A 13,706-nucleotide genomic window follows, 5' to 3' on the forward strand; every position below is an offset into this window, starting at 1 on the left:
TTATTTAAAAGATTACTTGAAAAGATTATATATTTATTTCAAATTAGCTTCCTCAATATTAACCTATTAAATCTTATACTATGGCAAAACCTGCAAAATGCATTAGCGTAGAAAAAGCTCGTGAGTTACAGGATAACTGGAAAAAATCTCGTGGTAAAGAAATTGAGAATGCCCAGGGATACCAGGATACCCGCGAATTCTGGTATAGTTTGGAGGAACTTCAGGAATATCTGGATTACGTGAGAGAAGAATCTGCTAAACAGGAAATTAAAAAGCCGGGGATTCGTATCTATTTCGCATCCTATCCAAAATCTAATCAGAAGAAAAGTTATTCTACCGTTTTTCTTGCACCTACCAAAGAATCTTCTTCAGGAGAAGAGGTAGAAGCTGTAGCAAATCAAGAAAATAACTACGAGATAGATCCATTTAATTTGTCAACTGGAGGAGAGCCACCAATCAATTATTAAAACTTTTGTTAGACTATTTAGTTAGTAACCTGCCAATTTTTCTTTTAGAATTTTTGGCTGCGTTGGCAGGAACTCTTTACATCAAAAAAAATGAAAATCCAGGATATGAATTCAGGCTGATTGTCGCATTCTTATGGTTGAGTTTCTTTGTGGAAATTACCGCTCTTTATACGCTCGTTGCTTACTACACGGAATATGAATATTTCGGATTTGTTCAAAACACGAATTTCAGGCGTAATTTCTGGCTGTATAATATTCGGAATATCATTGAATACCTGGTATATATAATTTTCTTTTTTAACCAACTAAAAAGCTCTGGGTTCAAGAAGATCATGAGATATATAGCCTTTCTCTTTATACCGGCAATGATCCTGAATTTAATTTTTTCTGGGGTATACTTTGAAGCCTATTCACAATTTACCAGCCTGGCAAGTACTTTTATGTACGTCACTCTGATTTTAAGGTACTTCTATGAAATGCTTCAAAGTGAGGAGATATTATATTTTTACCGGTCGATGCCTTTTTACATTTCCACAGGAGTTTTATTATGGTATTTGGCGATTACTCCATTTATCATTTATAGTAAGTATTATGAGCGGCCTAACATGGAGTTCGTGGAGATACAAAGACTCACCTTCTTTATCATGAATATTTTCTTTTACAGTTGGTTCATCTTCGGTTTTATCTTTTGTTCTTCCAAACGAGCATCCGACAAGGTTTTAACCGGTTGATTCAAAATTGATGATGGGATCCTGAATTCGAAAATCTGATATTTTTTTAATGAACAGATATATTTTTTTGCATGAAATTACTTGAGTTCCTGGATGAAACTAAGCTTTATGTTGGCAATATATTCGAAATTATAGCTGCCATCGCTGGTATCTGGTATTTACAGAAGTCCCGGTTTACGGTTCAGGAAATAAGATTTTTTGTCTATTATCTGGTATTTATAGTGATTTTAGAAACCTATGCTTACCTTCCTATTTGGGCCTATCTGGAAGATTATAAAATTTTATCTTTTTACAAGGATTCCATTTTTCGTAGAAATATATGGTGGGGTAACTGTCTTAGGATTATAACAACCCTATGCATATCGTGGATATATATTAAAGCCATTGATAATAAGAGTCTAAAAAATAAACTTTCTATAGGTTTTTTAATATATCCGGTTTTTAGCATTATAAGTTTTCTCACAATCGGAGAGTTTTTTAGGTCCTACGATCCTTATGTGAACATAAGTGGAACTTTTCTAATGTTGATTTGCATTGGGTTATATTACCTTGAAATATTAAAGTCTGATCGTATTCTAAATTTTTACGGAGATATTAGATTCTATATTTCGGTTGGGATGGTAATCTGGAATTTAGCATTGATTCCGCTGATTATTTATAGCGGTTTCTTTAGTACACAAAATCCTTTATACATGGCACTGGATACCATTGTATATAGATATGCCAATATTTTTCTCTATTCACTTTTTACTATTGGGTTCTACATGGATTATAAATTCAAACAGAATGGTATAAAGCATGTTTTATCCCGATAATACTGGGGAGAAGGAGATCTAATATGGTTTTACTTATTTTATGTATACTTGTTTCACTAATCTACTGCTAAAACATGCTTCGTAAAGAAGAGATCTTACTCATTGTCTACTTTATCCTGGTAATACTTTTTCTGGCAGGTTTTACGGTGGTATTCTTTGTTACCTACCAGAGAAGAAAGAATAAGATATTAAAGGAAAAATATGAAGCCGAACAGAACTTCAAGGCTGAACTTTCCAATGTTAGGCTTGAGATACAGGAAGCTACACTAAAAAATGTAAGCTGGGAACTTCATGATAATATTGGGCAATTATTGGCTGTGGCGAGCATGCAATTAAATTTACTTAACAAGAAAGTCACCGAAGAAAATAAGAAAGGTTTTCAGGAGGTGAAGGGTCTAGTGGCAAGTTCTCTGGCCGAGATCAGGTCGCTTTCAAGGTCTTTGAATAATGAAGTGATAGATTATGTTGGCCTGGAGGCATCTGTAAAAAATGAAATAGATCGTTTTAACCGCTTGGAAGTAATAGAGGCAGATCTTAAAATTGAAGGAACACCTTTTCAGATAAACCAGGAGGATAGTATCATCCTTTTCAGAATATTGCAGGAGTATTTCTCCAATATCATCAAATATGCTTCGGCCTCAAAATTGGAGGTTAAATTCACTTATGGACCAAATTACCTGGAAATTGCGGCAGAAGAAAATGGAAGAGGTTTTGATGCCGAGGCAGAAAGTTCTGGCTCTGGACTTATAAATATGCGCAGCCGTGCCCAGATCATTAATACTGAATTTGATCTGGATTCTTCAATTGGTAATGGAACTTCGCTATCTTTACGATATCCAACCAAGAAAGCTAAAAATGAATAAAACGATAATAATCGTTGACGATCATAGACTTTTTGCCCAGTCTCTACAAATTCTCGTTAATTCATTCGACGGATTCGAAGTGACAAATGTTTTCAAGAACGGCGAGGAGCTTGTGAATTATCTTACCGCAAATGATCAAAATCCGGATATCATCCTTCTTGATATGCGCATGCCGGTGATGGATGGAATGCAAACCATGAAATGGTTAAAAGAAAATCATCCGGAACAAAAGGTCCTAACCCTTACCGTAGACCAGGAAGATGAAACGATCATAAAAATGCTCAGGTTGGGTAGCAGGGGGTATCTACTCAAAGATATCGATCCCGAAGAGTTTGAGCATGCACTTAATGCCATTGACCGCTCCGGTTACTATTCTAACCAAACAATTTCTGAAGCCCTTAGCCGTGAAGAAAGAAAGCAGAAATATGAGGAGCTTACAGGCCGGGAACTCGAATTCTTAAACCATGCCTGTAGCGAACTTACTTATAAGGCGATCGCGGGCGAGATGAACCTTAGTCCTAAGACAGTGGAGAACTACCGGGAGAGTCTTTTCAATAAGCTGCATGTGAAAAGCAGGGTAGGCTTGGTGATCTTCGCGATCAAAGAAGGAATTTGCGAAGTTTAAGAATACTTTAATTCAAATTTTTTATTTCAAATTCGTTAACTGCTCTTTCTGCAGTATCTTCGTTTATTCAAAAATTAAAGTGCCGTGATAGATTCAGCAAAAATTGAACTAAGAAATTTACAGGTAAAGGATTATGAGGAGTTGAAGATCTCCATGGTCAAAAGTTATCAGGCTATGCCTGATGAATACTGGAGCAAAGGAGAGATCAAGACCCTGGTCAATAAATTTCCCGAAGGTCAGCTTTGCATTGTGATCGATAATCGTATCGCAGGATGCGCGCTATCGATAATTGTAGATTATGATAAGTTTGACGATAATCATAATTATGAAGAGATCATTGGAGGAGAGAATTTCTCGACGCATACCAAGAACGGGAATGTGCTTTACGGAATAGATGTTTTTATTCATCCTGAATTCCGCGGAATGCGACTTGGGCGTCGTCTTTATGAAGCCAGAAAAGAGCTTTGCGAGCACCTTAATCTCAAATCGATCATTTTTGGAGGCAGGATCCCGAATTATTCAAAATTCGCCGAAGAGCTTACTCCAAAGAAATATATTGAAAAAGTAAAACTTCAGGAGATCCACGATCCCGTGCTTTCTTTCCAGTTGAACAATGATTTCCACGTAAAGAAGGTGATCAAGGGATATCTTCCAGGTGACCATGAGAGCAAGGAATTTGCCACACTTATGGAATGGAATAATATCTACTATACCAAACCACAGAAGCTGGTAAATACTACCAAAACGGTGGTGAGACTTGGCCTGGTGCAATGGCAGATGCGATTGTTCAAGGATTATGATGCCCTGGTTTCCCAGATAGAATTCTTTGTAGATGCGGTGAGTAATTACCAGAGTGATTTTATCCTTTTCCCGGAATTGTTCAATGCCCCTTTGATGGCGCAGTTCAATCATCTTTCTGAACCGGAAGCTATCCGCGGACTTTCAGACTACACTGAGCGTTTATTAGAGACTTTTAGAGAATTCGCGATAAACTATAACATTAATATTATTACCGGCAGTATGCCCCAGGCTATTGGCGAACACATGTATAATGTAGGTTTCCTATGTCGCAGGGACGGAAGTTATGAGCGCTATGAAAAATTACACATTACCCCGGCCGAAGAAACTGCCTGGGGGATGAAAGGCGGAAATAAACTGGAAACCTTTGATACAGATTGCGGAAAGGTTGGAGTATTGATCTGTTACGATGTGGAATTCCCGGAGGTTTCAAGGATCCTTGCTGAAGAAGGAATGAATATTCTTTTTGTTCCTTTCATGACCGATACCCAGAATGGTTATTCCAGGGTGAAGATCTGTGCCCAGGCACGCGCGGTAGAAAATGAATGTTACGTGGCCATGGCTGGATCTGTAGGTAACCTTCCGAAAGTTGATAATATGGATATTCAATATGCACAAAGTGCGGTGCTGACTCCTTCAGATTTTGCTTTTCCGGTTAACGGGATCAAAGCTGAAGCTACACCAAATACCGAAAGTACTTTACTGGTAGATGTAGATCTTGATCTTTTAAAGGAGCTACATAACTTCGGAAGCGTTCGAAATATGAAAGACAGGAGAAAGGATCTTTATTCTTTGAAAAAGAAAAAGTAAAGTGTTTAGTTGTCATTCCGACGCAGGAGGAATCTCATGTTGATTTATGTTGGAGAAAAGAGATTATTCGCTTCACTGCGTTTCGCTCTGAATGACAAAAGAAAGTCTTACGTTACCCTGAATGTAATTCAGGTCTCTTATATATTTATGTCAGGCCGAGCGGAGTAGAGGCTTCCTATCTATAATTCGATTGAATCCTAAAATGTCACCCTGCACTCGTTTCAGGGTCTTTTCATTATTAAAAAGGAGGATATTGAAATTAATACATTGATATTTAGCCATTTAAAAATTATTTCTCTACTTTAGGACTATGTTTAAGTCAAACCAGAACATTATTGCATCTTTTATTATTGAGGTCATTTCGATTATCGAAAACCGACCCTGAAAGATGTGCGTTCTATCCAGTATAAATCAAAGCCATCTTTTTAGATGGCTTTTTTTATTCCCGTAACTCAAGTTTTGCTTAAATCAAATCCATTAGCTATCGTAATATTAAATGATTTAAAACACTGGAAAACAATAAGTTATAATTTTCAAATCCAGATTGAAATTAATTGAGCACTTGTAAAGAGTCTTAAACAGTATAGTTAACCAAGTATTTTTAAATCTTATTGAAACCGAAACGAATTAAATGAATACCAAATACAGCAGCAAAATAACACAAAGTGATTCACAACCTGCCTCGCAGGCAATGCTTCACGCCATTGGACTAAATAGAGAAGATTTCAAAAAGCCATTCGTGGGTATAGGAAGTACTGGTTATGAAGGTAATCCCTGTAATATGCACCTGAACGATCTTGCTAAAGAGGTGAAAAAAGGAACTCAGAATGCAGGACTGAATGGGCTTATTTTTAACACTATCGGGGTGAGTGATGGTATTTCTATGGGAACACCGGGAATGCGCTATTCGCTTCCTTCCAGGGATATTATCGCAGATTCTATGGAAACTGTGGTAGCAGGCATGTCTTACGACGGGCTTGTGACTGTTGTTGGTTGCGATAAGAATATGCCCGGAGCTTTGATGGCTATGTTAAGACTGAACCGGCCTTCAGTCCTGGTTTATGGAGGTACGATCGCGTCTGGCTGCCATAATGGAAAGAAACTGGATGTGGTTTCTGCTTTTGAAGCCTGGGGATCTAAGGTTTCCGGTGAAATGCAGGAAGAAGAATACCAGGCGGTGATAGAAAAAGCCTGTCCCGGCGCAGGAGCCTGTGGCGGAATGTATACGGCCAATACCATGGCTTCAGCAATTGAAGCATTGGGGATGAGTCTTCCTTTTAATAGTTCTAATCCGGCGACCGGACCTGAAAAAGTTCAGGAAAGTATCAAGGCAGGAGAGGCCATGGAATATTTACTGGAAAATGATCTGAAACCGAAGGATATCGTTACCGCCAAGTCATTTGAAAATGCCGTGCGTTTACTTACCGTCCTAGGAGGTTCTACCAACGCGGTACTACACTTTTTAGCGATCGCGAAAGCAGCCGATATCAGTTTTGGATTGAAAGATTTTGAAAGAATATGTGAAGAGACGCCATTTCTGGCAGATCTCAAGCCCAGCGGGAAATATCTTATGGAAGACATTCATAGGATAGGAGGAATCCCGGCTGTGATGAAATATATGTTGGAAAAAGGATTACTTCATGGCGAATGTATGACCGTGACCGGTAAAACGATTGCTGAAAACCTTGAAAATGTAGATCCTTTGCCTTTCGACCAGGATGTAATTCATCCTGTGGAAAAACCGATCAAAGCCACCGGACACATCAGAATTCTATACGGTAATCTGGCTTCTGAGGGTTCCGTTGCTAAAATAACGGGTAAGGAAGGATTGAAATTTACAGGAAAGGCCAGAGTTTTTAATGGTGAATTTGAAGCTAACGAAGGAATTTCCTCCGGTAAGGTTCAAAAAGGAGACGTCGTCGTCATTCGCTATGAGGGCCCCAAAGGAGGGCCGGGAATGCCTGAAATGCTGAAACCTACTTCAGCGATAATGGGTGCCGGACTTGGAAAAGAAGTGGCCTTGATTACAGACGGTAGATTCTCAGGAGGAACCCACGGTTTCGTGGTTGGGCATATCACTCCTGAAGCTCAGGAGGGTGGACTCATAGGTCTGCTTAAAGATGGTGACGAGATCAGCATCAATGCTGAAACCAACAGGATCGAGGCTCATTTGAGCGATGAAGAAATTAGTGAAAGAAGAAAAGCCTGGAAAGCGCCTGCTTTCAAGGTTAGCGGAGGTGTACTCTATAAATACGCAAAAACAGTAGCATCAGCTTCACAGGGCTGTGTTACAGATGAATTTTAATACGGTGAATTATGCAGGTTAAAACAGCAAGTTTCGAAAAGGTAAACACAAAAGACACCTTGACTGTTTCGGGAGCCGAAGCGGTTATTAAATGTTTACTTGAAGAAGGTGTGGATACTATTTACGGTTATCCGGGAGGGGCAATTATGCCCGTCTACGATGAACTGTATAAATATCAGAAGGAAATTCACCATGTCCTCACCAGGCATGAACAGGGAGCTACTCACGCTGCCCAGGGTTATGCACGGGTTTCGGGAAAAGTAGGTGTTGCCATTGCCACATCTGGTCCCGGGGCAACCAACCTGGTTACCGGAATTGCTGATGCACAAATAGATTCTACACCAATGGTATGCATTACCGGGCAGGTGGGATCGCATTTACTGGGAAGTGATGCTTTCCAGGAAACCGATATCGTTGGTATTTCCACGCCTATTACCAAATGGAACTACCAGATCACTAAGGCGGAAGAAATTCCGGAAGTGATGGCGAAGGCTTTTTATATCGCTAAATCTGGAAGACCAGGACCTGTTTTGATCGATATCACTAAAGATGCTCAGTTTGCTTCTTTGGAATTCAGTTATAAGAAATGTTCCGGAATTAGAAGTTATAAACCTTATCCTGAGTTAAATCTACTGGAGGTTGAAAGAGCTGCCGAGGTGATCAATAATGCCAAGAAACCTATGATCGTCTGGGGTCAGGGGGTAATTCTTGGTGGCGCAGAAGATCTTTTCAAAAAGGTAGTTGAAAAAGCAGGAATTCCTGCTGCATGGACTATTCTGGGACTTTCCGCATTACCAACAGATCATCCGCTGAATGTGGGAATGGTAGGGATGCATGGAAATTATGGGCCTAATATGCTTACCAATGAATGTGATGTTTTGATCGCTATCGGGATGAGGTTCGATGACCGTGTTACCGGAAATCTTGACAAATACGCTAAACAGGCCAAGGTGATCCATTTCGAGATTGATCCAGCCGAAATAAATAAGAATGTAAAAGCAGATTATCCTGTTCTGGGAGATGTAAAAGAAAGCCTGAAAGCTTTGCTGGAACTTTTAGAGCCTAATTCTCATGAAGAGTGGCACCAGAAGTTCAAGGATATGTATAAGACCGAGTATGAAAAGGTCATTAAAGGAAACCTTGATGTAAATAAAAAGGACCTTGGTATGGCTGAGGTTATTCAGGAGATAAATACCCAGTCTAAGGGAGATGCTATCATCGTTTCAGATGTTGGCCAGCACCAGATGGCAGCTTGTAGATATGCCAAATTCAATGGCACTAGAAGCAATGTCACTTCCGGCGGACTTGGGACTATGGGCTTTGCCCTTCCGGCAGCTATTGGTGCTAAAATGGCCAAGCCAGAAAGGGATGTGGTTGCCGTGATCGGTGATGGTGGTTACCAGATGACCATTCAGGAATTGGGAACTATTTTTCAGACTAAGGTTCCCGTGAAAATTGTGCTATTAAACAATGGATTCCTGGGAATGGTAAGACAGTGGCAGCAATTGTTTTTCGATAAACGCTATGCTTCCACCACCATGGTAAATCCAGATTTTATAACTATCGCTAAAGGATATCACATCAAAGCAAAACAGGTGACCGATAGGAGTCAGTTAGAGGAAGCGGTGAAGGAAATGATGGAATCTAAGGAGGCTTATTTCCTTGAAGTGAAAGTTGAACAGGAAGAAAATGTGTTCCCAATGATTCCAACGGGAGCTGCAGTTTCAGACATATTATTAGAGTAATGGAAAAAAAGAATTATACAGTATCAATATATACAGAGAACAACCTTGGTTTATTGAGCAGGATAGCGGCCATTTTCTTAAAAAGGCACATCAATATAGAGAGTATTACCGCTTCACCTAGCGAGGTGACTGAAGTGATGCGTTTTATCATCATTGTGAATGTGACCGAAGAACAGATCAAAAAGATCGTAGGCCAGATCGAGAAACAAATAGAAGTAATCAAGGCATTTTATCATACCGATGCTGAAACCATCTATCAGGAAACCGCTCTTTATAAGATCAAATCTCAGGACTTTTTAGACGATCATAATATTCAGGACTTCATTAAGGAAACCAATGCCCGCATTGTGACGGTTACCAAGGAGTTTTTCGTCATCGAAAAGACCGGAAAACGAACTGAGGTAGACGCTCTTTACGAAACCCTGAAACCTTATGGATTGATGCAATTCGTAAGATCGGGGACAATCGCGGTAACTAAAAATGAAATGCCGATTTCAGGAATACTAGAAAAATTTAATACAACAAACTCATTATCATGACCAACTATTTTAACAGCCTTTCTACAGCTGAAAAACAAGATCAATTAGGAACCTGTCGTTTCATGGAACTGGACGAATTCAGTAATGGAGCAGAAGCCCTGTATGGTAAGAAAATAGTCATCGTGGGCTGCGGCGCCCAGGGTCTCAACCAGGGACTCAATATGCGCGACAGTGGACTAGATATTTCATACGCTCTAAGAGAAGGAGCGATCAAAGAAAAGCGCCAGTCGTGGAAAAATGCTACTGAAAATGATTTCAATGTGGGAACTTACGAAGAACTGGTTCCCGAAGCAGACCTGGTGATCAATCTAACTCCAGACAAGCAACATACTTCGGTGATCAAAGCTATTCAGCCTCATTTGAAAAAGGGAGCTGTACTTTCTTATTCCCATGGTTTCAATATCGTGGAAGAAGGAATGAAGATCCGTGAGGATGTGACCGTGATCATGGTTGCGCCTAAATGTCCGGGGTCGGAAGTTCGTGAAGAATATAAAAGAGGTTTTGGGGTGCCTACGCTTATCGCCGTGCATCCTGAAAATGATCCTAAAGGTATTGGCCTGGAATGGGCAAAAGCTTATGCTTACGCCACCGGTGGTCATCGTGCTGGTGTTCTTGAATCTTCATTTGTTGCGGAGGTAAAGTCAGACCTCATGGGAGAACAAACCATTCTTTGTGGTGTTCTTCAAACAGGTTCGATCCTTACTTTTGATAAGATGGTTGCTGAAGGAGTAGATCCAAACTACGCCGCGAAATTGATTCAGTATGGCTGGGAAACTATTACCGAAGCGTTGAAACATGGCGGGATCACTCAGATGATGGATTGCCTTTCAGATCCGGCAAAATTGAGAGCTTATGAAATTTCCGAAGATCTTAAGAAAACCATGCGTCCATTATTTCAGAAACATATGGATGATATTATTTCCGGGGAATTCAGTAGCCGAATGATGAAAGACTGGGCGAATGACGATAAAGAATTACATACCTGGCGAGCTGAAACCGAGAACACCGCTTTTGAAAAAACCGAGGCGACTTCTGAAGAGATCAGCGAACAGGAATATTTCGATAAAGGCGTATTGCTGGTCGCATTTGTGAAGTCTGGAGTGGAGCTGGCTTTTGAAACCATGGTAGATGCAGGTATCATTGAAGAATCGGCTTATTATGAGTCCCTTCATGAAACTCCACTTATCGCCAATACTATCGCTAGAAAGAAATTGTATGAGATGAACCGGGTAATTTCAGATACCGCTGAATATGGTTGTTACCTGTTCGATCATGCTGCAAAACCTTTGATCAAGGATTATGTGAATTCTCTTGAGCCTGAAGTTGCCGGGAAGAAATTCGAAGGTGGAAATGTTGATGAGCAGAAACTGGAAAAAGTGAATGAGGAAGTAAAAAATCATCCTGTTGAGGAGGTCGGAGCTAAATTAAGATCTGCGATGACCGCAATGAAGAAAATATACGCGTAATGAATACTTTGCTGGAAAAAGACAAAACATATATACCAAGCCTCGAGGCCGTTAAACAGGCTGCTGAAAGAATTTCCAAAGTTGTTTTAAAAACTCCTTTAGCCGAATCCTTTACTTATAGCAAACGCTTTGAGGCCAATGTCATGCTGAAAAGAGAAGACCTGCAACAGGTTAGATCTTATAAAATTCGGGGTGCATATAACAAGATTTCCAGCTTACCGCAGGAGCAATTAAAGAAAGGAGTGATCTGTGCAAGTGCCGGAAATCACGCCCAGGGAGTTGCTTTTGCCTGCAACAAATTAAAGGTTAAGGGAGTAATTTATATGCCCGGAACTACTCCGAAACAAAAGGTTGAGCAAACCCAGATGTTTGGAGGAGAATGGGTAGATGTCGTCCTTAAGGGAGATACTTATGATGATTCCTTTAAGAGTGCCATGAAACATATGGAAGAGCAGGGCCTTGTATTCATTCATCCATTCGATGATGAAAAAGTAATAGAAGGCCAGGCGACCATAGCTTTGGAAATTCTTGAACAGGCTGATGAGCCTATAGATTATATTTTCGCTCCCCTTGGAGGTGGCGGATTACTTGCCGGGGTTTCTTCTATGTTCAAGGAGTTATCACCTAATACCAAGATCATAGGTATAGAACCTCAAGGTGCGCCTTCGATGAAAACTTCCTTGCGGGAAGGTAAGGTAGTGGAATTAGAGAATATTGAGCGGTTTGTAGATGGTGCGTCTGTTCAGAAAGTTGGTGCCAGGAATTTTGCGATCTGTAAAAAGAATCTTGATGAAATGATCACCGTTCCCGAAGGTAAGATCTGCCAGACCATTCTTGATCTCTATAACCAGGATGCGATGGTAGTAGAGCCGGCGGGTGCAATGGCTATTTCGGCATTAGACCTTTATTCTGAAAAAATTAAAGGTAAGAACGTGGTTTGCATCGTTAGTGGAAGTAATAATGATATCATCAGGATGGCTGAGATCAAGGAAAGAGCCTTGCTATATTCTGGATTGAAGCATTATTTCGTGGTGGTATTTCCTCAAAGAGCGGGAGCTTTAAAGGAGTTTGTAGCTAAAGTTCTTGGACCCAATGATGACATCACTCATTTTGAATATTCCAAAAAACACAACAGGTCTAACGGACCTGCGGTGGTTGGGATCGAGTTAAAAGACCCAAATGACTTTAAACCATTGGTGGATAGGATGAAAAAGAAGAATTTTTATGGAGAGTATTTAAATGATAATCCAAATTTATTTCAATTTTTGATATAAAAAATTCTTTGGGCTAGGCCCTGAGTAACCGATTTACCTCTCCAGAAGGAGAGGTCGAAATTGCTTTTTGCAATTTCGGGAGAGTGAGGACTTAAAATTTTATTTAAAAATTTTAAGTCCTGTAAATGCTTGTCAATTAAAATTTTGCATACATTTGCATTATGATTTCGATCAAACAAATAATATTACCCCGTTTCAATTTCAGGCCCCGCCGCCGCTTCTAGGTCGTGCCACTGAAACCCTTTTCCATTAATATTATTTGATTTTTTCCATTTTGAATTACTTAAACAGCATAGAATACAAACTTTATATCAGCACTTTTACTGATATATCTCCTATGCGCCAACGTTTTCCCCGTCGCACGTAAGTGCGTCTATATATCTATGGAACTTAGGTGAGTCCGGTTCCGCTCTCGAAACCCCCAAATCAAAACATTTTTTCAATTTAATTTCTTAGCAGATGAAAATTATCATTGCTAATAAATCTCATGCTTCTTACGCTGAGATCATTTGTAATACTATCGAAGAGTCGGCAAAGGTCCGTGGGACCGGTATTGCCCGTAGGACTCCTGAATACATCATTAATAAGATGGAAAAAGGAAATGCCGTAATCGCTCTTGAAGGAGAACAATTTGCCGGTTTCTGCTATATAGAAACCTGGAGCCACGATAAGTATGTGGCTAATTCAGGTCTTATTGTTCATCCCGATTTCAGAAATCATGGACTGGCTAAGGAGATCAAAAAGGTGATCTTTAAGCATTCCAGAACTAAATATCCTACTGCCAAGATCTTTGGGATCACAACCGGTTTGGCGGTCATGAAGATCAATTATGAATTGGGATATCAGCCGGTTACCTTTTCTGAATTAACCGATGATGAGACCTTCTGGAAAGGTTGTCAGGGTTGTAAGAATTATGATATTCTAACAAGGACAGAAAGAAAAATGTGTCTTTGTACAGGGATGTTATACGATCCGGAAAAGAAAAAAGAGAAAAAGAAAACTCCCGAGAGCATTAGCAAATTCAACGACAAAGCTTTTCAGAGATTAAAACATATCAAACAAACCCTTTTCTATAAAAAGGAAAAGGCAGAAAAAGAAAACTGACCACCCCGTCCGACAATGTCGGACACCCCTCCTTAAAAAAAAAGGAAATAAAGAATGACGTAAATTATTAGTGCATTCGTGGCAAAAAAGGAATAAATATAAATAACTCGTCATCCAGTCCCGATACTTCGGGAGTTTCAGGATCTATTGAGAAGCTGAATCTC

Annotated in this window: 12 protein-coding genes; all 12 read left to right on the top strand. The window is 39.9% G+C overall.

What is annotated here, in order from left to right:
- The first annotated feature begins 80 nt into the window (after nt 1-80).
- The 12 genes from C8P64_RS14555 to C8P64_RS14615 all read left to right on the top strand — a co-directional run bounded on the left by C8P64_RS14555 (nt 81) and on the right by C8P64_RS14615 (nt 13,542).
- Complete coding sequence (locus C8P64_RS14555) at nt 81-467, top strand: hypothetical protein (RefSeq protein ID WP_108172801.1); 387 nt, start codon at nt 81-83, stop codon at nt 465-467.
- Nucleotides 468-529: 62 nt separating this feature from the next.
- Entirely contained in the window at nt 530-1,198 is a 669-nt protein-coding gene (locus C8P64_RS14560) for a hypothetical protein (RefSeq protein ID WP_108172802.1), read from the top strand.
- 71 nt (nt 1,199-1,269) lie between these two features.
- Nucleotides 1,270-2,013 (top strand): hypothetical protein, encoded by a 744-nt coding sequence (locus C8P64_RS14565; protein ID WP_108172803.1) that lies wholly within the window; start codon nt 1,270-1,272, stop codon nt 2,011-2,013.
- A 74-nt stretch (nt 2,014-2,087) separates the two neighbouring features.
- Nucleotides 2,088-2,876 (top strand): sensor histidine kinase, encoded by a 789-nt coding sequence (locus tag C8P64_RS14570; protein WP_108172804.1) that lies wholly within the window; start codon nt 2,088-2,090, stop codon nt 2,874-2,876.
- Nucleotides 2,869-3,501 carry a response regulator transcription factor gene (locus C8P64_RS14575; protein WP_108172805.1) on the top strand — a complete coding sequence of 211 codons (633 nt, stop codon included), beginning with the start codon at nt 2,869-2,871 and terminating at the stop codon, nt 3,499-3,501. The genes C8P64_RS14570 and C8P64_RS14575 overlap by 8 nt, the downstream gene beginning before the upstream one ends.
- An 84-nt stretch (nt 3,502-3,585) precedes the next feature.
- Nucleotides 3,586-5,109, top strand: a complete 1,524-nt coding sequence (locus C8P64_RS14580; RefSeq protein ID WP_108172806.1) for a carbon-nitrogen hydrolase family protein — start codon at nt 3,586-3,588, stop codon at nt 5,107-5,109.
- Between the two features lie 631 nt (nt 5,110-5,740).
- Nucleotides 5,741-7,414, top strand: coding sequence for a dihydroxy-acid dehydratase (gene ilvD / locus C8P64_RS14585; protein ID WP_108172807.1), 1,674 nt, complete (start codon nt 5,741-5,743; stop codon nt 7,412-7,414).
- A gap of 11 nt (nt 7,415-7,425) precedes the next feature.
- The gene (gene ilvB / locus C8P64_RS14590) at nt 7,426-9,159 is read left to right on the top strand and encodes a biosynthetic-type acetolactate synthase large subunit (RefSeq protein ID WP_108172808.1); all 1,734 of its coding nucleotides are present in this window, start codon (nt 7,426-7,428) and stop codon (nt 9,157-9,159) included.
- Nucleotides 9,159-9,698, top strand: a complete 540-nt coding sequence (ilvN, locus tag C8P64_RS14595; RefSeq protein WP_108172809.1) for an acetolactate synthase small subunit — start codon at nt 9,159-9,161, stop codon at nt 9,696-9,698. The genes ilvB and ilvN overlap by 1 nt, the downstream gene beginning before the upstream one ends.
- On the top strand, nt 9,695-11,164 hold the full coding sequence (gene ilvC / locus C8P64_RS14600) for a ketol-acid reductoisomerase (RefSeq protein WP_108172810.1): 1,470 nt from the start codon (nt 9,695-9,697) through the stop codon (nt 11,162-11,164). The genes ilvN and ilvC overlap by 4 nt, the downstream gene beginning before the upstream one ends.
- Entirely contained in the window at nt 11,164-12,438 is a 1,275-nt protein-coding gene (gene ilvA / locus C8P64_RS14605; protein ID WP_108172811.1) for a threonine ammonia-lyase IlvA, read from the top strand. Before ilvC ends, ilvA begins: the two co-directional genes overlap by 1 nt.
- 459 nt (nt 12,439-12,897) lie before the next feature.
- Complete coding sequence (locus tag C8P64_RS14615; RefSeq protein WP_108172813.1) at nt 12,898-13,542, top strand: GNAT family N-acetyltransferase; 645 nt, start codon at nt 12,898-12,900, stop codon at nt 13,540-13,542.
- The last annotated feature ends 164 nt before the right edge of the window (nt 13,543-13,706 follow it).

It is taken from the genome of Christiangramia gaetbulicola, assembly GCF_003054225.1.
GTDB lineage: Bacteria > Bacteroidota > Bacteroidia > Flavobacteriales > Flavobacteriaceae > Christiangramia > Christiangramia gaetbulicola.

Bases quoted from the DNA above. Each gene is read 5' to 3' on its own strand.
- ilvB (WP_108172808.1), top strand. From the start codon at position 7,426: ATGCAGGTTAAAACAGCAAGTTTCGAAAAGGTAAACACAAAAGACACC.
- C8P64_RS14570 (WP_108172804.1), top strand. From the start codon at position 2,088: ATGCTTCGTAAAGAAGAGATCTTACTCATTGTCTACTTTATCCTGGTA.
- C8P64_RS14565 (WP_108172803.1), top strand. From the start codon at position 1,270: ATGAAATTACTTGAGTTCCTGGATGAAACTAAGCTTTATGTTGGCAAT.
- C8P64_RS14615 (WP_108172813.1), top strand. From the start codon at position 12,898: ATGAAAATTATCATTGCTAATAAATCTCATGCTTCTTACGCTGAGATC.
- C8P64_RS14555 (WP_108172801.1), top strand. From the start codon at position 81: ATGGCAAAACCTGCAAAATGCATTAGCGTAGAAAAAGCTCGTGAGTTA.
- ilvC (WP_108172810.1), top strand. From the start codon at position 9,695: ATGACCAACTATTTTAACAGCCTTTCTACAGCTGAAAAACAAGATCAA.
- C8P64_RS14575 (WP_108172805.1), top strand. From the start codon at position 2,869: ATGAATAAAACGATAATAATCGTTGACGATCATAGACTTTTTGCCCAG.
- ilvN (WP_108172809.1), top strand. From the start codon at position 9,159: ATGGAAAAAAAGAATTATACAGTATCAATATATACAGAGAACAACCTT.
- ilvA (WP_108172811.1), top strand. From the start codon at position 11,164: ATGAATACTTTGCTGGAAAAAGACAAAACATATATACCAAGCCTCGAG.
- ilvD (WP_108172807.1), top strand. From the start codon at position 5,741: ATGAATACCAAATACAGCAGCAAAATAACACAAAGTGATTCACAACCT.